This is a genomic window from Actinoplanes awajinensis subsp. mycoplanecinus (assembly GCF_001509495.1).
Lineage (GTDB): Bacteria > Actinomycetota > Actinomycetes > Mycobacteriales > Micromonosporaceae > Actinoplanes > Actinoplanes palleronii.
Map to the genome: position 1 here is coordinate 1 of NZ_LLZH01000044.1, position 24548 is coordinate 24548.

A 24548-nucleotide genomic window follows, 5' to 3' on the forward strand; every position below is an offset into this window, starting at 1 on the left:
GGGGACTGGACCGACCCGGAGTACTGGGTGCGGCAGGTCCGCGAGCCGGTGCGCTTCGCCGACGCCGTGACCCGGCTGAACGCCGACCGGGTCCTGGAGCTCGGCCCGGACACCGTGCTCGCCACGCTCGTGCCCGGCGCGGTCGCCGCGCTGCGCCGCGAGCGCGACGAGCCGGTCACCCTGCTGACCGCGGTCGCCGAGCTGTTCGTCCACGGCCAGCACGTCCAGTGGCCGGCCCTGGTCGACGGCACCGGTGCCCGCCCGGCGGACCTGCCCACCTACCCGTTCACCCGGCAGCGGTACTGGCTGCGGCCCACCCCGCCCGCCGCCGGCAGCACGCCGGGTACCGACGCCGGTCTCTGGGCCGCGGTCGACGCCGCCGACCTCAGCAAGGTCGCGCAGGAGCTGCGCATCGACGCCGAGCAGCACCGCGAGACGCTCGGCGCGCTGGTGCCCGCGCTCGCCTCCTGGCACCGCCGCAAGCAGCAGCGCGACGTCGTCGACGGCTGGCGCTACCACGAGACCTGGACCACGCTTCCCGACCCGGCCGCGCGCCCGCTCACCGGCACCTGGGTGCTGGTCGGCACGGAAGACCCGGACGGCGTAGGCGTGTTGCTGGCCGCCGCCGGCGCCAGGGTTGAAACCCTTGAGGCGACCGCCCGCGAGCACCTCGCCGCTGCGCTCCGCGACCGGACCGACCTGGCCGGTGTCGTGCTGCTCCCGCACGGCGACGGCACCGGCGAGACCGGCGTGCCCACCGCCCTGCACGCGGCGCTGGCACTCGCCCAGGCCGTCGAGGACGCCGCCGTCACCGCCCCCTTGTGGCTGCTCACTCGGGGCGCGGTCGCGGCCGCACCCGGCGACCGCGGCGACCGTGTCGCGCAGGCCGCGGTCTGGGGCCTGGGCCGCGTCGCCGGCCTCGAACACCCGGACCGCTGGGGCGGCCTGATCGACCTGCCCGCCCTCGGCACGCCCGCCGCAGACCTGCCCGCCCTCGGTGCGCCCGCCGGAGACCGGCCCGTCCTCGGTGCGAGCGCCGGAGGCCTGCCCGCCCTCGGTGCGCCCGTCGCCGATCTGCCCGGCCTCGACACACATGCCGGAGACCGGTCCGCCCTCGGCGCGCGCGACGGTGACCGGCTCGTTGCGGTTCTCGCCGGGGCGCTCGACGCCGAGGACCAGATCGCCCTGCGCCCGTCCGGGATGCTCGTGCGCCGGATCGAGCACGCACCGGCCGCCACCGGCGACGGCTGGCAGCCGCGGGGCACCGTGCTGATCACCGGCGGGACCGGCGCACTCGGCGGCCACCTCGCCCGCTGGGCCGCCGCCCACGGCGCCGCCCACCTCGTGCTGGCCAGCCGCCGTGGCCCCGACGCCCCCGGCGCCGACACCCTGGCCGCCGAGCTGCGCACCGCCGGTGCCCGGGTCACCGTGCTCGCCACCGACCTGGCCGACCGCGCCGCCGTGGCCGACCTGCTCGCGCACGCCACCGCCGACCCGGAGCAGCCACTCTCCGCCGTCGTGCACGCCGCCGGCATCGCGCACAGCGCCGCGCTCACCGACCTCGACGCCGCCGGGCTCGCCGCCGTACTGGCCGGGAAAACCAGCGGCGCCCTGCACCTGGACGCCCTGCTCGGCGACATGCCGCTGGACGCGTTCGTGCTGTTCTCCTCGATCGCCGCGACCTGGGGCAGCGGCTGGGGCGGCGCCTACGCCGCCGCCAACGCCGCGCTCGACGCCCTCGCGCGGGGCCGTCGCGTCCGTGGCCTGGCCGGCACCGCGCTGGCCTGGGGCCCGTGGGCCGACGCGGGCATGGCCACCGAGGGGGAGACCGGCGCGGCGCTGAGCCGCCGCGGGCTGGCCGCCCTCGCCCCCGGCCACGCCGTGGACGTGCTGCGCCAGGCCGTCACCGCCCCGGCGGCCGTGCTCACCGTCGCCGACGTCGACTGGCCGTCGTTCGCGGAGACGTTCACCGCCGCCCGGCGCCGTCCGCTGCTGGAGGACCTGCCCGAGCTCGCCGTGCCGGTCTCCGCCGCGCCGGTGGCCGACACCGGCTGGCACGCCCGGCTCGCCGCGCTGCCCGGCGCCCAGCGGGAGATCGCCCTGGTCGACCTGGTCCGCGGGCACGCCGCGCGGGTGCTGGGCTACCCGTCCGCCGAGGCGATCACGGTCAAGCGGCCGTTCCGGGAACTGGGCTTCGACTCGCTCACCGCGGTCGAGCTGCGCAACGCGCTCGCCACCGAGACCGGGCTGCGCCTGGCCGCCACCCTGGCCTTCGACTATCCCACCCCGCTCGAGATGGCCCGGCACCTGCAGACCGAGGTCTTCGGCAGCGGAGACGCCCCGGCCGCCGGGCCGGTCGTGGCCGTCGCCGCGGACGACGACCCGATCGTGCTCACCGCGATGGCCTGCCGCTTCCCCGGCGGCGTCACCACCCCGGACGCGCTGTGGGACCTGGTCGCCGCCGGCACCGACGCGATCGGGCCGTTCCCGGACGACCGCGGCTGGGACATCGAGGCCCTCTACGACCCCGGCAGCGACCGCTCCGGCACCTCCACGACCGTGCACGGCGGGTTCGTGCGCGACGCCGCCGACTTCGACCCCGGCCTGTTCGGGATCAGCCCGCGCGAGGCCCTGGCCATGGACCCGCAGCAGCGGCTGGTGCTGGAGACCGCCTGGGAGACCCTGGAACGGGCCGGGCTCGACCCGTTCGGCCTGCGCGGCCGCCCGATCGGCGTCTTCGTCGGCACCACCCACCAGGGATACGCCGCGCTGCTGGAGGACACCCCCGAGGACCTGAGCGGCTACCTCGGCATCGGCAGCGCCGGCAGTATCGCCTCCGGCCGGGTCGCCTACACGTTCGGCCTGGAAGGCCCGGCCGTCACCGTCGACACCGCCTGTTCGTCCTCGCTGGTCGCCCTGCACCTGGCCGCACAGTCGCTGCGCCGCGGCGAGTGCGAGGCGGCGCTGGTCGGCGGCGTCACCGTGATGGCCACCCCCGGCACGTTCACCGAGTTCTCCAAGCAGCGCGGGCTGTCCGGCGACGGCCGGTGCAAGGCCTTCGCCGCGGCCGCCGACGGCACCGGCTGGGCCGAGGGCGCCGGCATGCTGCTCGCCGAGCGGCTCTCCACCGCCCGCGCCGCCGGCCGCCCGGTGCTGGCCGTCGTCCGCGGCTCGGCGGTCAACTCCGACGGCGCTTCCAACGGCCTGACCGCCCCGAACGGCCCGGCCCAGCAGCGCGTCATCCGGGCCGCCCTGGCCGACGCCGGCCTCACCGCCCGCGACGTGGACGCGGTCGAGGCGCACGGCACCGGCACCACGCTCGGCGACCCGATCGAGGCGCAGGCGATCCTCGCCACCTACGGCCAGGACCGCGACAGCCCGCTGCTGCTCGGCTCGGTCAAGTCGAACATCGGGCACACCCAGTCCGCGGCCGGCGCCGCCGGCGTGATCAAGATGATCCTCGCGATGCGGCACGGCCTGCTGCCGCGCACCCTGCACGTCGACGCGCCGACCCCGCAGGTCGACTGGACCGCGGGCGCCGTCGAGCTGCTCACCGAGGCCCGGCCGTGGACCACCGCAGCGGCACCGCGCCGGGCCGGCATCTCCGCGTTCGGTGTCAGCGGCACCAACGCGCACGTCATCCTGGAGGAGCCGCCGGCCGACACCCGCCCGGCGGGCAAGCCCAGCCCGCTGCCGACGCTGCCGTTCGTGGTGTCCGCCGCGACCGAGGAAGGCCTCGCGGCGCAGACCGCCCAGCTGCGCGACTGGCTCGACAGTCACCCGGACGCCGCCCCGGCCGATGTCGCCCGCACCCTGGTCGGACGGGCAGGGCTCGGCCACCGCGCCGTCTACCTGGCCCCGGGCCGGGCCCCGCTGATGCGGGCCCTCAATCGCCAGGACACCGTGGCCCGCGGCGAGATCACCGACGGCCGGCTGGCGCTGCTCTTCACCGGCCAGGGCGCCCAGCGCCTGGCGATGGGCGAGCAGCTCTACGCCGTGTTCCCGGTGTTCGCCGCCGCCTTCGACGAGGCGTGCGAGCACCTCGATCCGCTGCTGGACCAGCCGCTGCGGCTGACCGTCTTCGCCGACCCGGACGCGCTGGAGCGCACCGGGTACGCCCAGCCCGCCCTGTTCGCCGTCGAGGCCGCCCTGCTCGCCCTGCTGCGCCACTGGGGCCTGCGACCGGACTTCGTGGCCGGGCACTCGATCGGCGAGATCACCGCCGCGTACGCCGCCGGGGTGCTGTCGCTCGCCGACGCCGCCACCCTGGTCGCGGCCCGGGGCCGGCTGATGCAGGCCCTGCCCGCGGGTGGCGTGATGCTCGCCGTGCAGGCCAGTGAGGACGAGGTCCGCGCGGCTTTCCCGGAGCTCGACATCGCCGCCGTCAACGGCCCGGACGCCGTCGTGGTGTCCGGACCGGAGGCGGCCGTCGACGCGGTCGCCGCGCGCGGCTGGAAGACCCGGCGGCTGCGCACCAGCCACGCCTTCCACTCGGTGCTGATGGAGCCGATGCTCGACGAGTTCCGCACGGTCCTGGCCGGGCTCACCTTCGCCGCACCGCAGCTGGCCGCCGTCTCCACCGTGGACCCGGCCGCACCGCCGCGCTGGAGCGACCCGGAGTACTGGGTCGAGCAGGTCCGCCGCCCGGTCCGCTTCGCCGACGCGGTGACCGCGCTGACCGCCGCCGGCGTCACCCGGTTCCTGGAGGCCGGCCCGGACGGCGTGCTGACCGCGATGGTCGCCAGCCTGGTACCCGACGCGCTCGCGGTCACCACCCTGCGCCGCGACCGCGACGAGGTCACCACCCTGCTCACCGGCGTCGCCACGCTGTTCACGCACGGTGCCGACCTGGACTTCGGCGCCGTGCTCGCCGACGCCGGCACCCCGCTGCCCGGCCTGCCCACCTACGCGTTCCAGCGGCAGCGCTACTGGCCGCGACCGGGCACCGCCACCGCCACCGACCCGGCGAGCCTGGGACTGAGCCTGATCGAGCACCCCCTGCTGGGCGCGGCAGTCCCGCTCGCCGACGGCGACGGCCTGGTGCTCACCGGCCGGCTCACCCTGCGCGACCGGCCCTGGCTCGCCGAGCACGTGGTGCTCGGCGAGGTGCTGGTGCCCGGCACCGCGCTGCTCGACCTCGCCCTGACCGCCGGCACCGCGGCCGGCGCACCTGCGGTCGAGGAACTCGTGCTGCGCCAGCCCCTGGCACTGACCGCCACCGGAGGCGTGGCCATGCAGGTCAGCGTTGGCGCTCCGGACGACACCGGGCGCCGCCCGGTGAGCGTGCACTCCCGGCCGGACGACGCCACCGGCACCGACGAGCCGTGGACCGTGCACGCCACCGGCTTCCTGAGCCTCGCCGAGCCCACCGCCGAAGTTTTCGCGTGGCCGCTGGCCGGTGCCACCCGGGTGCCCACCGAGGAGCTCTACGACCGGCTCGCCGCGGCCGGCTACGACTACGGCCCGCTCTTCCGCGGCCTGCGCGAGGTCTGGCGCCAGGACGGCGACCTGTACGTGGAGGCCGTCCTGCCCGGCGACCCGGACCGGTTCACCGTGCACCCCGCGCTGCTCGACGCGGTCCTGCACGGCCTCAGCGCCGGCACCCCGGCCGACGCGACCGGGGAGACCCGGGTCCCGTTCTCGTTCACCGGTGTCACCGTGCACGCCGACGGCGCCGCCCTGCTGCGGGCCCGGCTGCGCACCGAAGGCGATGTCGTGCGGGTCGACGCGATCGACGCGGCCGGAGCGCCCGTGATCAGCGTGGCCGGCCTGGTGTTCCGGGCGGTGACGGCCACTCGTCCCGAGGTGGACCGCTCGCTGTTCCAGCTCGACTGGACCGCGCAGGAGGTCACCGCCGGTCCCGAGCCGGTAGTGATCGTGTTGGGGGAGCCGCTTCCGGTTCCGGTTCCGGTGGTGCTGGTCGACGCGTCCGCGCCGGGCGCGGCCCAGGATCGGGCGGCGGCGCTGCTGATCCTCATGCAGGACCTGCTTGCGGATCCGGGGTGGCTGGAGTCGCGGATGGTGGTGCGCACGTGCGGCGCCGTGGGTGACGAGGTGTCGGACCCCGACGGCGCCGCGCTGTGGGGCCTTGTCCGCACGGCGCAGTCCGAGCACCCGGACCGGTTCCATTTGCTCGACAGCGCCGAGAACGCCTACCTCGACATGCCACAGGCGCTGGTCCGCGACGGCGTGGTGCGCGTGCCGCGACTGGCACGCATGCAGTCCGCCGGTGAGGTCGACCTGGGTGACGGCGTGGTGGTGGTGACCGGTGCGACCGGCACCCTCGGTGCTCTGGTGGCGCGGCATCTGGTGGCCGTGCACGGGGTGCGGGAGCTGCTGTTGCTGTCGCGCTCGGGTGGCGGCCTCGAGATCGAGGGTGCCCGGGTGCGGGCGGTGTCCTGCGATCTGGCCGATGCGGATGCGGTGGCGCGGGTGTTGCGCGACGAACCGGTGACCGCGGTAGTGCACGCGGCCGGGGTGATCGACGACGGCGTGCTGACGGACCTGACGGCCGAGCGGCTGGAGGCGGTGTTCGGGGCGAAGGTCGAGGCGGCCCGCAACCTGGTCGCGGCGACGCGGGGCAAGCCGTTGCGGGCGTTGGTGTTGTTCTCCTCGGCGTCCGGGCTGTTCGGCAATGCCGGGCAGGCCAACTATGCGGCGGCGAACGCGTTCCTGGACTCCTACGCGGTGGCATTGCGCAGCGAGGGGATCCCGGCGACCTCGCTGGCGTGGGGCCTGTGGGACGCCGGGCTGGGTGCCTCGCTCGGTGACGCCGACCGGCAGCGGATGGCCCGCGCAGGATTCGGCGCGCTCGACACCACGACCGGGCTGGCTTTGTTCGACGCGGCGCTGGCCGGGGCGCGTGCTCTGGTCGTACCCCTGAATGTGAATCTTGCGGCCCTGCGGCGTGCTGGCGACCTTGACCCGATCCTCTACGGCCTGGTGCCGGCGGTCACCCGGCGGCGGGCCGCCGCAGCGGCCGCCGCGAGCGCCGGATCCTCCCTGGCCCGGCACCTCGCCGGCCTCGACGACGCCGAACGGGTCCGCGCGGCCCTGACCACGGTGCGCACCCTCGCCGCCGCCGTGCTCGGCTACCCCGGCGCCGACGACGTTCCCGCTGCCCGGGCGTTCCGTGAACTCGGCTTCGACTCGCTGACCGCGGTCGAGCTGCGCAACCGCCTCGCTGCCGAGACCGGCCTGCGGCTGCCTGCCACCCTGGTCTTCGACCATCCCAACGCCACGGCCGTCGCCGAGTTCCTCAGCGCCGCACTCACCGGATCGGCCGAGGTCGCCGTGCCGGTGCCGGTCGTCGCCGGGCCGGTGGCCCACGACCCGATCGTCATCGTCGGCATGGCCTGCCGTTATCCGGGTGGCATCACCAGCCCGGACGAGCTGTGGGACCTGGTCGCCGACGGCCGTGACGGCATCGGCCCGTTCCCCGGCGACCGTGGCTGGGACGTCGACGGGCTCTACCACCCGGACCCCGACCACCCCGGCACCTCCTACGCCCGCGAGGGTGGCTTCCTCTACCAGGCCGCCGACTTCGACCCGGGCCTGTTCGGGATCAGCCCCCGCGAGGGCATGGCGATGGACCCGCAGCAGCGGTTGCTGCTCGAGTCGTCGTGGGAGGCCCTGGAATCCGGCGGCGTCGACCCGCTCGGCCTGCGCGGATCCCGCACCGGCGTGTTCGTCGGCCTGATGTACCACGACTACCTGGGCCGGTTGACCGCCGTGCCGGAGGAGGTCGAGGGCTTCCTCGGCACCGGCAACTCGGGCAGCGTGGCGTCCGGGCGGATCGCCTACACGCTCGGGCTGGAAGGCCCGGCCGTCACCGTGGACACCGCCTGCTCGTCGTCGCTGGTCGCCCTGCACTTCGCGGTTCAGGCGCTGCGCTCCGGCGAGTGCGACCTGGCCCTGGCCGGCGGCGTGACCGTGATGGCCACCCCGGACACGTTCACCGGGTTCTCCCGGCAGCGCGGGCTGGCCGCCGACGGCAGGTGCAAGTCGTTCGCGGCGGCCGCCGACGGCACCGGCTGGGGCGAGGGCGTGGGCATGCTGCTGGTGGAGCGGCTCTCCGACGCCGAACGCGCCGGGCACCGGGTGCTCGCCGTGGTGCGCGGCACCGCGGTCAACTCCGACGGTGCGTCCAACGGGCTGACCGCGCCGAACGGCCCGGCCCAGCAGCGGGTCATCCGGGCGGCGCTGGCCGCCGCGGGCCTGACCCCGCAGGACGTGGACGCGGTCGAGGCGCACGGCACCGGCACCACGCTCGGCGACCCGATCGAGGCGCAGGCAGTGCTCGCCGCGTATGGCCAGGACCGGGCCGAGCCGCTGCGGCTCGGCAGCATCAAATCCAACCTCGGGCACACCCAGGCCGCGGCCGGGGCGGCCGGCATCATCAAGATGGTCCAGGCCATGCGGTACGACATGCTGCCGCGCACCCTGCACGTCGACGAGCCCACGCCGCAGGTGGACTGGAGCGCCGGTAACGTCGCGCTGCTCACCGAGGCGCTGCCGTGGCCGGCTGGGGAACGCCCCCGGCGCGCGGGTGTGTCGTCGTTCGGGATCAGCGGCACCAACGCGCACGTCATCCTCGAAGAGGCCCCGCCCGCCACCCGGCCCGCACCCGCGCTGACCCGCCCGGTCCCGCTCGTGGTGTCCGCGAACGATCCGGCGGCGCTTGCCGGGCAGCTCGACCGGTTCCGCGTTGTGCTGCGCGAGCGCCCTGAGTTGTCGCCGTCCGCGGTCGGTCACGCGCTGACCAGCCGGGCCAGCCTGCCGCACCGTGCAGTGCTGCTGAGCCCCGGCCCGCTGGAGCCGGTCGCCACTGGCCGGGCCGCCGAGGGTCGGCTGGCGTTCGTCTTCACCGGTCAGGGCTCGCAGCGCCTCGACATGGGTCGCGGGCTCTACGCCGCGTTCCCGGTCTACGCCGCCGCCTACGACGAGGTGGCCGCGCTGCTGGACCTGCCGGCGCCGGATGCGGAGCAGACCGGCTGGGCGCAGCCCGCGATCTTTGCCCTGGAAGTCGCTCTCCTCGCCCTGGTCCGTTCGTGGGGCCTGCACCCGGATGTGGTGGCCGGGCACTCGATCGGTGAGATCGCGGCGGCCCATGCGGCTGGGGTGCTGACCCTGGCTGATGCTGCCACGCTGGTGTCCGCTCGGGGCCGTCTCATGCAGGCGCTTCCCGCTGGTGGGGTCATGCTGGCGGTGCAGGCGTCCGAGGACGAGGTTCGTGCCGCGTTCCCGGAGATCGACATCGCGGCGGTCAACGGGCCGCACGCGGTGGTCGTGTCGGGGGTTGAAGCGGACATTTCGCCCGTCGAGGCGCACGGGTGGAAGGCGACCCGGCTGCGGACCAGCCACGCGTTCCACTCGCGGCTGATGGAGCCGATGCTCGACGACTTCCGCGCCGTGGTGAAGACGCTGACGTTCAGCGAGCCGCGCCTGGCCGTGGTCTCGACCGTCGACGCCGACGCGCGGTGGACCGACCCGGAGTACTGGGTGCGGCAGGTCCGCGAGCCGGTGCGGTTCGCCGACGCCGTGACCAGGCTGGCGACCGACCGTGTCCTCGAACTCGGCCCGGACACCGTGCTCGCCGCGTTCGTGCCCGGCGCGGTCGCTGCGCTGCGCCGCGACCAGGACGAGGTCACCACGCTGCTCACCGCACTCGCCCAGCTCTACGCAGCCGGCCAGCACGTCGACTGGGCCGCCACGTTCGGCCCGCGCCCCGCACCGGTGCTCGACCTGCCCACCTACGCCTTCCAGCACCAACGGCTCTGGATCGACGTCATCGACCCGGCCGCGGACCTCGCCGGCGCCGGGCTGCACGACGGCGGGCACCCGCTGCTCGGCGCGGCCGTCACCCTGCCGGACAGCGACGCGCTGCTGTTCACCGGCCGCCTGACCGCCGGCTCGCCGAACTGGCTCGCCGACCACACGGTCTTCGGCTCGGTGGTGGTACCCGGAGCCGCCCTGGTGGACATCGCCCTGGCCGCCGGGACCCGGGCCGGTGTCCCGGTCCTCGACGAGTTGCTGCTGCAGGCTCCGCTCACGCTGCCCGCCACCGGCGGTGTCACCCTGCGGGTCCTGGTCGCCGCGCCCGGCGCCGACGCGAGCCGGTCGCTGACCGTCTACGCGCAGGCCGACGACGCCGCGGGCTGGACCACCCACGCCACCGGCCGGCTGTCCGCCACCACCGGCGCCCCGGTGGTCATCCCCGCCGCGTCGCCCGGCGCCGTGCCGGTCGACCTCGACGGCCTGTACGAGCGCCTGGCCGACGCCGGTCTCAGCTACGGCCCGACGTTCCGCGCCCTGACCGCCGCAGCCCGGGCCGGCGACGAGGTGACCGCCGAGGTCCGCCTCGACGGCACCGGCCCGGACGGCTTCGGCCTGCACCCGGCGCTGCTCGACGCCGCCCTGCACGCCATCGGCGCGGCCGGGCTGTTCGACGACGCGACCGTCCGGCTGCCGTTCGCGGTCACCGGCGCCCGCCTGCACGCCGTCAGCGCCGCAGCGCTGCAGGTCCACCTGACCCGCCTCGGCGACCACTCGGTCCGGCTGCTGGCCGCCGACGGCTCCGGCGCCCCGGTGCTGACCGTCGACGAGATCTCGTTCCGCCCGGTCACCGCCGACCAGATCGGTGCCGGCATCCGCACGCTGTTCGCCCTGGACTGGACCCCGCAGGAAGTCATCGCCGGACCCGAGCCGGTGGTGATCGTGCTGGGCGAGTCGCTTCCTGCTCCGGTTCCGGTGGTGCTGGTCGACGCGTCCGCGCCGGGCGCGGCCCAGGATCGGGCGGCGGCGCTGCTGACGCTCATGCAGGCGATGCTCGCCGATCCGGGGTGGGCGCAGTCGCGGCTGGTGGTGCGCACGTGCGGTGCGGTCGGTGACGAGGTGTCGGACCCTGACGGTGCCGCCCTGTGGGGCCTGGTCCGCTCCGCACAGTCCGAGCACCCGGACCGGTTTAACCTGCTCGACAGCGCCGAAAACGCCTACCTCGACGTGCCGCAGGCCCTGGTCCGCGGCGAGGTGGTGCGGGTGCCACGGTTGTCCCGCGCCCAGGCTGGCGGCGCCGCGGACTTCGGTGACGGTGTGGTGGTGGTGACCGGCGCGACCGGCACCCTGGGCGCTCTGGTGGCGCGGCATCTGGTGGCCACGCACGGGGTGCGGGAGCTGCTGTTGCTGTCGCGCTCGGGTGGAAACCTGGAGATCGAGGGTGCCCGAGTCCGGTCGGTGGCGTGCGATCTGGCCGACATGGACGCGGTGGCGCGGGTATTGCGTGACGAACCGGTGACCGCGGTGGTGCACGCGGCCGGGGTGATCGACGACGGCGTGCTGACGGACCTGACGGCCGAGCGCCTGGAGGCGGTGTTCGGGGCGAAGGTCGCGGCGGCCCGCAACCTGGTCGCGGCGACGCGAGGCAAGCCGTTGCGGGCGTTGGTGTTGTTCTCCTCGGCATCCGGGCTGTTCGGCAATGCCGGGCAGGCCAACTACGCGGCGGCGAACGCGTTCCTGGACTCCTACGCGGTGGCATTGCGCAGCGAGGGGATCCCGGCGACCTCGCTGGCGTGGGGTCTGTGGGATGCGGGTCTGGGTGCCTCGCTCGGCGACGCCGACCGGCGGCGGATGGCCCGGGCCGGCTTCGGCGCCCTCGACACCACCGCCGGGCTCGCCGCCTTCGACGCCGCCCTCACCACCGGCCGGCCACTGCTGGTCCCGATCGCCCTGGACCTACCCGCGGTGCGCGCCACCGCGGGCGACGGCGACGTACCCGGCCTGCTGCAGAGCCTGCTTTCGGCACCGCGCCGGGCACCCGCCGCCGCGGCGGCCACCCCGGACCTGGCGGCCCGGCTCGCCGGGCTCGACCCGGACGCCCGCGACCGGATGCTGCTCGACCTGCTGCGCGAGCGCACCGCCGGGATCCTCGGCTACGCGTCCCCGCGTGACGTCGACCCGGCCCGCGGCTTCCTCGAACTCGGCTTCGACTCGCTGACCGCCGTCGAGCTGCGCAACCGGCTCGCCGCCGAGACCGGGCTGCGCCTCGCCGCCACCCTGCTCTTCGACCACCCGTCACCCACCGCCCTGGCCCACCACCTCGGTGAGCTGCTGAGCCCGGCACCGGCCGACCCGGTCGACACGCTCTACGCCGAGATCGCCGAGTTGGAGGCCCGGCTCGCCGCGGCCGCCCTCGGCGACGGGCACCGGGCCGAGGTCGGCCTGCGGCTGCGCACCCTGGCTGCCGCCTGGGCCGGACCGGGCGGCGACGCCATGGACGACCTCTCCTCGGCGACCGCCGACGAGATCTTCGACCTTCTCGACGAGCTTGGCACCCCGTGACCCGGCTCCCATCCGAAGGCGGTTCCGCCATGACCTCCGCCAGCGAACCCGCGGGCACCGAGGAGAAGTACCTCGCCTACCTCAAGCGGGCCACCGCGGACCTGCGCTCGGCCCGCCGCCGGGTCGACGAGCTGGAGTACCGGCACAGCGAACCCCTCGCGATCGTCGCGATGAGCTGCCGGTACCCCGGTGACGTGGCCGGACCGGAAGACCTCTGGCGGCTGGTCGCGGCCGGCGGCGACGCCATCGGCGACCCACCCGGCGACCGCGGCTGGGACATCGAGGGCCTCTACGACGCCGAGACCGGCGAACTCGACCCCGGCGCCCGCCTGGAGGGTGGTTTCCTGCCCGGCGCCGCCGGCTTCGACCCGGACATGTTCGGCATCAGCCCGCGCGAGGCCCTGGCCATGGACCCGCAGCAGCGGCTGCTGCTGGAGACCACCTGGGAGGCGTTCGAACGCGCCGGGCTCGACCCGACAGCGGTCCCGTTCCGCCGCACCGGCGTCTTCGCCGGCGTGATGTACCACGACTACGGCTCGCGCCCGCTCGACGTGCCCGAGGGCGTCGCCGGCTTCCTCGGCAACGGCAACTCCGGCAGCGTCGCGTCCGGCCGCATCGCCTACACGTTCGGCCTCGAGGGCCCGGCCGTCACCATCGACACCGCCTGCTCGTCGTCGCTGGTCGCCCTGCACCTGGCCGGGCAGGCGCTGCGCAACGGCGAGTGCGACCTGGCGCTGGCAGGCGGTGTCACGGTGATGGCCACGCCCGGCACGTTCGTCGAGTTCAGCCGGCAGGGCGGGCTGGCCGCCGACGGCCGATGCAAGTCGTTCGCCGCGGCCGCCGACGGCACCGGCTGGGGCGAGGGCGTCGGCATGCTGCTGCTCGAACGCCTCTCCGACGCCCAGCGGCACGGCCATCCGATCCTCGCGGTGATCCGTGGTTCCGCGGTCAACCAGGACGGCGCCTCCAGCGGGCTCACCGCCCCGAACGGCCCCGCCCAGCAGCGGGTGATCCGGGCCGCGCTGGCCGCGGCGGGACTGTCGGCCGCCGACGTGGACGCGGTCGAGGCGCACGGCACCGGCACCCGGCTCGGCGACCCGATCGAGGCGCAGGCGCTGCTCGCGACGTATGGCCAGCAGCGCACTGAGCCGCTCTGGCTCGGCTCGGTCAAGTCGAACCTGGGGCACACCCAGGCCGCCGCGGGCGTGGCCGGCGTGATCAAAATGGTGCAGGCCATGCGGCACGACCTGCTGCCCGCCACCCTGCACGTGGACGCGCCGACACACCAGGTCGACTGGTCGGCCGGTGCGGTGCGGCTGCTCACCGAGGCGCGCCCCTGGCCGGCCGGCGCCAAGCCGCGCCGCGCCGCGGTGTCGTCGTTCGGCATCAGCGGCACCAACGCCCACGTCATCCTGGAAGAGGCACCCACCGAGCCGTCGCCTGCGGCGCCGGAAAACCCCACCATCCTGCCGGTGGTCCCGCTTGTCGTTTCGGCGAAATCGTCCGCTTCCCTCGATGCCCAGATCCATCGGGTACGACGGACGCAGACGCCTTTGCTCGATACCGGCTACACCCTCGCCGGACGGGCCGTGCTGCACCGTCGTGCCGTCCTGCTCGGCGACACCACCGTCCGTGGCATCGCCGCCGAGGGCCGCCTCGCCATCGTCTTCACCGGCCAGGGCTCGCAACGCCTCGACATGGGCCGCGGTCTCTACGCCGCGTTCCCGGTCTACGCCGCCGCCTACGACGAGGTCGCGGCGCTGCTGGACCTGCCGGAGCCGCAGGTGGAGCAGACCGGCTGGGCCCAGCCGGCCATCTTCGCCCTGGAGGTGGCACTGCTCGCCTTGGTGCGGTCGTGGGGCATCCACCCGGACGTGGTCGCCGGGCACTCGATCGGTGAGATCGCCGCCGCCTATGCGGGCGGGGTCCTGACCCTGGCCGACGCTGCCACGCTGGTGTCCGCGCGGGGCCGCCTCATGCAGGCGCTGCCCGCCGGTGGGGTCATGGTCGCCGTGCAGGCGTCCGAGGACGAGGTCCGGGCCGCGTTCCCGGATGTCGACATCGCGGCGGTCAACGGGCCGCGCGCTGTCGTGGTGTCCGGCCTCGCTGCGGACATCACGCCCGTCGAAGCGCACGGGTGGAAGACGACCCGGCTGCGGACCAGCCACGCGTTCCATTCGCGGCTGATGGAGCCGATGCTTGACGACTTCCGGGCCGTGGTGTCGTCGCTGACGTTCGCTCAGCCTCGCCTGCCCGTGGTCTCGACCGTGCAGGCCGACGGGGACTGGACCGACCCGGAGTACTGGGTGCGGCAGGTCCGCGAGCCGGTGCGCTTCGCCGACGCCGTGACCCGGCTGAACGCCGACCGGGTCCTCGTGCCCGGCGCCGTCGCCGCGCTGCGCCGCGACCGGGACGAGGTCACCACCCTGCTCACCGCGGTCGCCGAACTGTTCGTCCACGGCCAGCCCGTCACCTGGCGGGCCCTGTTCGACGGCACCGGCGCCCGCCCGGCCGACGTGCCCACCTACCCGTTCACGCACCAGCGGTACTGGCTCGACACCGCCGCCGACACCGGCGACGTGACCACCGCGGGGCTGCTCGCCACCGGCCACCCGCTGCTCGGCGCCGCGATCCTGCTGGCCGACGGCGATGGCGCGCTGCTCACCGGCCGCCTCGCCGCCGCCGCGCCCGGCTGGCTGGCGGACCACCGGGTGTTCGGCACCGTGCTGGTCCCGGGCACCGCGCTGCTCGACCTCGCGCTGGCCGCCGGCCGCCGGGTCGGTGCGGACCGGGCCGACGAGCTGATCCTGCGCGAACCCCTGGTCATCCCGGAGCACGGCGCGGTCCGGCTGCAGATCCGCGTCGGACCGGCCGGCGACGACCAGCGCCGCCCGGTCACCGTCTACGCCCAGCCCGAGACCGGCGACGACGGCGAGTGGACCGTGCACGCCGAAGGCGTCCTGGCGCCCGCCGCGCCCGCCGCCGCCGACCTCGGCCTGGTCGCCTGGCCACCGCCCGGCGCCGACGAGATCCCCCTGGACGGCCTCTACGACGACTTCGCCACCGCCGGGCTCGCCTACGGCCCGGCCTTCCGCAGCCTGCGACGGGCCTGGCGGCACGGCGGCACCGTCTACGCCGAGGTGGCCGCCGACCGGGTCACCGACGGCTTCGGCGTGCACCCGGCACTTGTCGACGCGGCCCTGCACGCCATCGGCGCCGGCGCGCTCTTCCCCGACGACCAGGTACGCCTGCCGTTCGCCTTCACCGGAGCCCGCATCACCGGGACCGCCGCCGGTGAACTGCGCGTCCGGCTGTCCCGCACCGGCGGCGACGACGAGATCCGGCTGCTGCTCGCCGACGGGGCCGGCCTGCCCGTCGCCGAGGTGGACGCTCTGCGGCTGCGCCCGGTCACCGCCGCCGCGCTGACCGGTGCGACCGCCGAACGGCTGCTCTACGGCGTCAGCTGGGTGGCCCGCGACGTGCCCGCCACCGGGGAACCGGTCGTCGTGGCGCTCGGTGCGCCGCTGCCGTCACCCGTACCCCTGCTGGTGGTTGATGCGACCGCGCCCGGCAGCGCCGGTGAGCGGACAGCGGCCTTGCTCGCGCTGCTGCAGACGCTGCTGGCTGACCCCGGCTGGGCCGCGACCCGGCTGGTGGTGCGCACGCTCGGCGCGGCCGGCGACGACATCACCGACCCGGACGGTGCCGCGCTGTGGGGCCTGGTGCGGTCCGCGCAAGCCGAGCACCCGGACCGGTTCCACCTGCTCGACGGCGCCGACGACGCGTGGTATCCGGTGCCGCAAGCGGTGGTCCGCGACGGCACCGTGCGCGTGCCGCAGCTGACCCGGGTCACGCCCGGCGACGCCTTCGACGCCAGGGACGGCACCGTGGTCGTCACCGGCGCCACCGGCACCCTGGGGCAGCTGATCGCCCGGCACCTGGTCGCCGAGCACGGCGTGCGGGACCTGCTGCTGCTGTCCCGCTCCGGCGGCACCCTGGACATCGACGGCGCCCGGGTCCGCGCCGCCGCCTGCGACCTGGCCGACGCCGACGCGGTGGCCGCGGTGCTGCGCGACGAGCCGGTCACCGCCGTGGTGCACGTGGCCGGGGTGCTCGACGACGGCACTGTCGAGTCGCTGACCCGCGAACGCCTGGACACCGTGTTCCGCGCCAAGGTCGACGCGGCGCGGAACCTGCGCGCGGCCACGCGGGACAAACCGCTGACCGCGTTCGTGCTCTACTCCTCGGCGGCCGGGGTGTTCGGCAACGCGGGACAGGCGAACTACGCGGCCGCGAACGCCTACCTCGACGCGTACGCCTGCTGGCTGCGTGCCGACGGGGTGCCCGCGACGTCGCTGGCCTGGGGGTTGTGGGACGCCGGCATGGGCGACGCGGCCGACCACGAGCGGATGCGCCGCGGCGGAGTCCTGCCGCTCACCGCCGAGCAGGGCCTCGCCGCGTTCGACGCCGCCGCCGGTGGCAGCACCGCGCTGGTCATCCCGCTCGCCGTCGACCTGGCCGCACTGCGCGACACGGATGCGGCACCCGACCTGCTGCGGGACCTGGTCCGCGCACCCGCCCGCGCGGACACCGGCACGGCGCTGGGCCGGCAGCTGGCGAACCTGCCCAGCGAGCAGCGCGCCGCCGCCGTCCTCGGGGTGGTCCGGGCGCAGGTCGCCGACGTGCTCGGTTACGCCCGGGCCGAGGACGTGGACCCGGGACGCGCGTTCAGTGAACTCGGCTTCGACTCGCTCACCGCGGTCGAGCTGCGCAACCGGCTCGCCGCGGCCACCGGGCTGCGGCTGCCGTCCACGCTGGTCTTCGACTACCCGGCCGCGACCGTGCTGGCCGGTCACCTCGCCGCGGAACTGGCCGGCACCGCCGCCAGCCCCGCGACGGCACCCGCGCCGTTCGCCGCCCGCCTCGACGAGCCGGTCGCCATCGTCGGCATGGCCTGCCGCTTCCCCGGCGGTGTCGGCAGCCCGGACGACCTGTGGGACCTGGTCGCCGCCGGCCGTGACGGCATCGGCGCCTTCCCCGACGACCGGGGCTGGGACCTGGAGAACCTGTACCACCCGGACCCCGACCACACCGGCACGACCTACGCCCGGCAGGGCGGGTTCCTGGCCGGTGCCGGTGACTTCGACCCGGAGCTGTTCGGCATCTCGCCGCGCGAGGCCCTGGCCATGGACCCGCAGCACCGGTTGCTGCTGGAGACCTCGTGGGAAGCCCTGGAGCGGGCCGGGATCGACCCGCGCTCGCTGCGCGGATCGCGCACCGGGGTGTTCGCCGGCATCATGTACGGCGACTACGCCACCGTGCTCGAACAGGCCGACGCGCAGGTCGAAGGCTTCATGGGTACGGGCGGCAGCATCGCCTCCGGCCGGGTGTCCTACTCGTTCGGCCTGGAGGGCCCGGCGGTCACGGTCGACACGGCCTGCTCGTCGTCGCTGGTGGCGCTGCACCTGGCCGTGCAGTCGCTGCGCAACGGCGAGTGCGACGCGGCTCTCGCGGGTGGTGTGACCGTGATGGCGACGCCGGGCACGTTAGTCGGCTTCTCCCGGCAGCGGGGTCTCGCCGCCGACGGGCGGTGCAAGTCGTTCGCCGACGGAGCGGACGGCACGGGCTGGTCCGAGGGTGTCGGGGTGCTGCTCGTGGAGCGGCTGTCCGACGCGGAACGCCTCGGCCATCCGGTTCTCGCGGTGGTGCGGGGGAGTGCGGTCAATCAGGATGGCGCGTCGAACGGGTTGACCGCGCCGAACGGGCCTTCGCAGCAGCGGGTCATCCGCGCGGCGCTGGCGAGTGCCGGTTTGACCAGCGCCGACGTGGACGCGGTCGAGGCTCATGGCACCGGCACGTCGCTGGGTGACCCGATCGAGGCGCAGGCGTTGCTGGCGACCTATGGGCAGGATCGGTCAACGCCGCTGCTGCTGGGCTCGGTCAAGTCGAACCTCGGCCACACCCAGGCCGCGGCCGGTGTCGCCGGGATCATCAAGATGGTGCAGGCGATGCGGCACGGCTCGCTGCCGGCGACGCTGCACGTGGACCGCCCGACCGAGCAGGTCGACTGGTCGGCGGGCTCGGTGGAACTGTTGACCTCGGCCCGGGAGTGGCCTGCGGTAAATCGGCCGCGCCGGGCGGCGGTGTCGTCGTTCGGGATCAGCGGCACCAACGCACACGTCATCCTGGAAGCCCCGGCACCTCCCGCGGCCCTCGCACCGGCCCGGCCCGCGGCCCTCGCCCCGGTCCCGGCCGTGGCCCCGGTCCAGGCAACAGCACCGACAACGGCCTTGGCACCGGCACCGGCCGCGGAACCGCTGGCGCCCGCCGCAGAACCGGCGGCACCGCTAGCTTCCGTCGCGGCATCGCCGGTCGCGGTTGGGCCGGTCGTCCCGGTTGTGCTTTCCGCCGCGACCGACCGGGCCCTCGCCGGGCAGGCGGCCCGGCTGCGGGACCACCTGCTGGCCCACCCGGAGACCACACTGGGCGACGTTGCCTGGACGCTCGCCCACCGTTCCCCGCTCGCCCGGCGCGTGGTCCTGCCGGTCGCTGGGCGCGAGGCCCTGCTCGCCGCGCTGGACGAGCCGCTCCCGGTGGTACCGGCGCGGCCCGGGGCCCTCGCGGTCGTCTTCACCGGCCAGGGTTCCCAGCGTCTCGATATGGGACGCGGTCTCTACCAGACGTTTCCGGTGTATGCCGCCGCCTATGACGAGGTCGCGGCGCTGCTGGAGCTGCCGGTGGAGCCGGAGGTGGAGCAGACCGGCTGGGCCCAGCCGGCGATCTTCGCCCTCGAGGTGGCCCTCCTTGCCCTGGTGCGGTCGTGGGGTCTCCACCCGGACGTGGTGGCGGGCCATTCGATCGGTGAGATCGCGGCGGCCTACGCGGCTGGTGTCATGTCCCTGGCTGACGCTGCCACGCTGGTGTCCGCGCGGGGGCGCCTCATGCAGGCGCTGCCCGCTGGCGGAGCGATGCTGGCGGTGCAGGCATCCGAGGACGAGGTCCGGGCGGCCTTCCCGGAGATCGACATCGCGGCGGTCAACGGGCCGAACGCGGTGGTGGTGTCGGGGATCGATGCGGACATTTCGCCCATCGAAGCGCACGGTTGGAAGACGACCCGGCTGCGGACCAGCCACGCGTTCCACTCGCGGCTGATGGAGCCGATGCTCGACGACTTCCGGTCCGTGGTGTCGTCGCTGACGTTCGCCGAGCCGCGACTGAAAATGATCTCGACGGTCGCACCCGATGCCCGGTGGACCGACCCGGAATATTGGGTGCGGCAGGTCCGCGAGCCGGTGCGGTTCGCCGACGCCGCGGCCCGCCTCGACGCCGGCCGGGTCCTGGAGCTCGGCCCGGACACCGTCCTCGCGACGCTCGTGCCCGGCGCGGTCGCCGCGCTGCGCCGCGGCCGGGACGAGGTCACCACGCTGCTCACCGCGCTCGGCGAACTGCACACCGCCAGCCAGGCCGTCGACTGGAAAGCCGTGCTCGGCGGCGGCACGCTGCTCGACCTGCCCGGCTATGCCTTCGACCACCTGCGCTACTGGCCGCGCCGGCGCACCCTGGCCGCCGCCGACGCCGCCGGGCTCGGCCTGACCGAAACCGGACACGCGCTGCTCGGCGCGGCAATCGCGCTGCCCGACGCGCCGGAGAGCGTCCTCACCGGTCGGCTCTCCCTCGCCACCCACCCGTGGCTCGCCGACCACCGCGTCCTCGGCGCCCCGGTGGTTCCCGGCACCGCGCTGGTCGAGATGGCCCTCGCCGCCGGGCTCCGGATCGGCGCGCCGGTCCTGGAGGAACTGCTGCTGCAGGCACCGCTGACCGTGCCCGGCACCGGTGGCGTCCAGATCCGCACCACCGTCGGCGCGCCGGACGGCGACGCGCGGCACCGGGTAACCGTCCACGCCCGCACCGCCGACGACCTCCCATGGACCCTGCACGCCACCGGCCTGCTCGGGCCCGTGGACAGCACCGGCCCGCTCGGTTCCGAGGGCGGCGCCGGTCTCCGCGGGTCCGAGGGCGGTGCCGGCCTCCTCGGGTCTGAGAGCGGGGCCGGTGACGACACTGACCTTGTTGTCTGGCCGCCTGCTGGGGCCGACGAGCTCGACCTGACTGGCCTGTATGAGGCGTTCGCCGACGCCGGTCTCGACTACGGGCCCGCGTTCCGCGGCCTGCGCCGCGCCTGGCGCAGCGCCGGAGCCGTGCACGCTGAGGTGGCCCTTGCCGGTTCGTCCGAGGGGTTCGGCCTGCACCCGGCGCTGTTCGACGCGGCCCTGCACGCGCTCGGCACCGGCGGCCTGCTGGAGCCGGCCGACGGCGCCCGGCTGCCGTTCGCCTTCACCGGTGTGCGGGTCACCGGTGCCGCCACCGGCACGCTGCGGGTCCGGCTCACCCCGGGCGACGCACCCGGCGCCGTCCGCCTGCTGCTCACCGACGGTGCCGGCTTGCCAGTCGCCCGGGTCGACAGCCTCACCCTGCGACCGGTCACCGCGGGCCGGCCGGTCGCCGCCGCGGACCGCCTCGTCTTCGGCCTGGACTGGGTCGCCCAGAGCGTCGCGCCAGCGGCCGGCCTCCCCGTCGTCGTCGCGCTCGGTGAGCCGCTGCCGGCACCGGCACCCGTGGTGCTGGTCGACGCGACCGCGCCCGGCACCGCCCTCGACCGCAGCACCATGCTGCTCGCCCTGCTGCGGGAATGGCTGGCGGACCCGGCGCGGAGCGGCGACCGGCTGGTGATCCGCACGTCCGGCGCGGCCGGCGACGACATCACCGACCCGGACGGCGCCGCGCTGTGGGGGCTGGTCCGTTCCGCCCAGTCCGAACACCCGGACCGGCTGCACCTGCTCGACGGCCCGGAAGCCGTCTACTACCCGGTTCCGCAGGCGGTCGTCCGCGACGGCGTGGTGCGGGTGCCGCGGCTGGCCCGGATCCCGGTGTCCGGCGCCGTGCGCCTCGGCGACGGTGTGGTGGTGGTGACCGGCGCGACCGGTACCCTGGGTGGACTGGTGGCCCGGCATGTGGCTGCGGCTTACGGGGTCCGTGAGCTGCTGTTGCTGTCGCGCTCCGGTGGGACTCTCGACATCGACGGCGTCAACGTGCGCGCGGTGGCCTGCGATCTGGCCGACCCGGACGCGGTCGCGCAGGCGCTGCGCGGTGAGCCGGTCACCGCGGTGATCCACGCGGCCGGGGTGCTCGACGACGCGCTGCTGGCCGACCTGACCCCGGAACGGCTCGCCACGGTGTTCCGGGCCAAGGTCGACGCGGCGCGCAACCTGCGCGAGGCCACGCGGGACCTGCCTCTCGCGGCGTTCGTGCTCTACTCCTCGGCGGCCGGGCTGTTCGGCAACGCGGGACAGGGCAACTACGCGGCGGCGAATGCGTTCCTTGACGCGTACGCAATCTTCTTGCGATCTGAAGGCGTTCCCGCGACGTCTCTCGTCTGGGGTTTGTGGGACGCCGGGATGGGCGAGGGTGTCGACCGGGACCGGATGCGCCGCGGTGGCGTCCTCGCGCTCACCGCCGACGAAGGGCTCGCCGCCTTCGACGGCGCGCTCGGCAGCGCCCGGCCGCTCGTCGCGGCCCTCGCCGTGGACACCGGAGCCCTGCGCACCGCGGAGTTCCTGCCGCCGCTGCTGGCCGACCTGGTGCCCGGCCGCGCCGCCACCACCCCGGCTGGTTCGCTCGGCCGTCGGCTGGCCGCGCTGCCCGAAAACGAGCGCACCCGGGCCCTGCTGGCCCTGGTCGGCGCGCAGGTGGCGGCGGTGCTCGGCTACGCCGACGCGGACCGGCTCGACCCCGGCCGCGCCTTCGGCGACCTGGGGTTCGACTCGCTGACCGCGGTCGAGCTGCGCAACCGGCTCGCGGGGGCCACTGGGCTGCGGCTGCCCTCCACGCTGGTCTTCGACTACCCGAACGTCGCGCTGCTCGCCGCGCACCTCGACGAGGAGCTCTCCGGGCTGCGGGTGGCCGATCCGGTGGCAGCCGCGCCGCGCGCCCGGACCGTCGACGAGCCGATCGCGATCGTCGCCATGGCCTGCCGCTATCCGGGCGGGGTCGCCTCGCCGGACGACCTGTGGGATCTGGTGGCCGCGGGGCGGGACGGCGTCGGGTTGTTCCCGGAGGATCGCGGCTGGGCGGACATCTACCACCCGGACCCGGATCACCCGGGCACCTCGTATACCCGTGAGGGTGGCTTCCTTTATGGCGCGGGTGACTTCGACCCGGAGCTGTTCGGCATCTCGCCGCGCGAGGCCCTGGCGATGGACCCGCAGCAGCGGCTGCTCCTGGAGACGTCGTGGGAGGCTTTCGAGCGGGCCGGTATCAACCCGTTGGGGCTGCGTGGGCAGCGCATCGGGGTGTTCGCGGGCGTGATGTACCACGACTACGGGTCGCAGACCGCCGAGGTGCCGGCCGGGGTCGAAGGGTTCCTCAGCACCGGGAGCTCCGGCAGCGTCGCCTCCGGGCGGGTGTCGTACACGTTCGGCCTCGAAGGCCCGGCGGTCACGGTCGACACGGCGTGTTCGTCGTCGCTGGTGGCGTTGCACCTGGCCGTACAGTCGCTGCGGACCGGGGAGTGCGACGCGGCCCTTGCGGGTGGTGTGACGGTGATGGCGACGCCGAACACGTTCATCGGGTTCTCCCGGCAGCGGGGTTTGTCGGCTGATGGCCGGTGCAAGTCGTTCGGTGAGGCCGCGGACGGCACGGGTTGGTCCGAGGGTGTCGGCATGCTGCTCGTCGAGCGGCTCTCCGACGCACAGCGGCTGGGTCACCCGGTTCTCGCGGTGGTGCGGGGGAGTGCGGTCAATCAGGACGGTGCGTCCAACGGGCTGACCGCGCCGAACGGGCCGTCACAGCAGCGCGTCATCCGTGCGGCGCTGGCCGGCGCGGGGTTGACGACCGCTGACGTGGATGCGGTCGAAGCGCACGGCACGGGCACGTCGCTGGGTGACCCGATCGAGGCGCAGGCGCTGCTGGCGACCTATGGGCAGGATCGGTCAACGCCACTGCTGCTGGGCTCGATCAAGTCGAACTTGGGCCACACCCAGGCAGCGGCCGGTGTTGCCGGGATCATCAAGATGGTCCAGGCCATGCGGCACGGCACCCTTCCGGCGACCTTGCACGCTGCCGTCGCGTCGACCCAGGTGGACTGGTCGGCGGGGGCGGTGGAACTGCTGACCTCGTCCCGGGAGTGGCCTGCGGTGGATCGGCCGCGTCGGGCGGCGGTGTCGTCGTTCGGGATCAGTGGCACCAACGCGCACGTCATCCTCGAAGGAGTTTCGGCCCTCGCGCCAGTGGCGGGGATTGACCTGCCGGTCACGCCGGTCGTGCTCAGCGGCGCCGACGAGAACGCGCTGCGCGAGCAGGCCGAACGGATCCGGGGCGCGGCAGGTTCCCTCGGTGACATCGCCCGCGCTCTGTCCCGTCGAGCGCCGCTGCGTCACCGGGCGGTGGTTCTTGCCGCCGATCGCGCTGAACTCGACCGAATCCTCAGCGACGGCACCCTGCCACGCGTCGAGGCCCGCCGGACCTCGCTGGCGGTGGTCTTCACCGGCCAAGGCTCGCAGCGCCTGGAGATGGGCCGGGGTCTCTACGAGGCGTTCCCGGTCTACGCCGCCGCCTACGACGAGGTCGCGGCACTGCTGGACCTGCACGCCGAGCCGCAGGCGGAGCAGACCGGCTGGGCCCAGCCGGCGATCTTCGCCCTGGAAGTCGCCCTGCTCGCCTTGGTGCGCTCGTGGGGCCTCCACCCCGACGTGGTCGCCGGCCATTCCATCGGCGAGGTCGCCGCGGCCTATGCGGCCGGGGTCCTGACGCTGCGCGACGCTGCCACCCTGGTCTCCGCGCGGGGCCGTCTGATGCAGGCGCTGCCCGCTGGCGGGGCGATGCTGGCGGTGCAGGCGTCCGAGGACGAGATCCGGGCCGTGTTCCCGGAGATCGACATCGCGGCGGTCAACGGGCCGAACGCGGTCGTGGTGTCGGGGATTGAAGCGGATATTTCGCCCGTGGAAGCGCATGGTTGGAAGACGACCCGGCTGCGGACCAGCCATGCGTTCCACTCGCGGCTGATGGAGCCGATGCTCGACGACTTCCGGGCCGTGGTGTCGTCGCTGACGTTCAGCGAGCCGCGCCTGACCGTGGTCTCGACCGTGGAGGCGGGCGGCGACTGGACCGACCCGGAGTACTGGGTGCGGCAGGTCCGCGAGCCGGTGCGGTTCGCC

The 24548-nt window shown here is 75.0% G+C and carries 2 protein-coding genes; both read left to right on the plus strand.

Annotated features, from left to right (window positions below; genetic code table 11):
• Positions 1-27: 27 nt before the first annotated feature.
• A complete protein-coding gene (locus tag ADL15_RS08990) occupies positions 28-12336 on the plus strand; it encodes a type I polyketide synthase (protein WP_232343972.1) in 12309 nt (4102 codons plus the stop codon).
• A gap of 29 nt (positions 12337-12365) precedes the next feature.
• The coding region (locus tag ADL15_RS08995) for a type I polyketide synthase (protein WP_157441254.1) at positions 12366-24548 on the plus strand (12183 nt) is incomplete at its 3' end.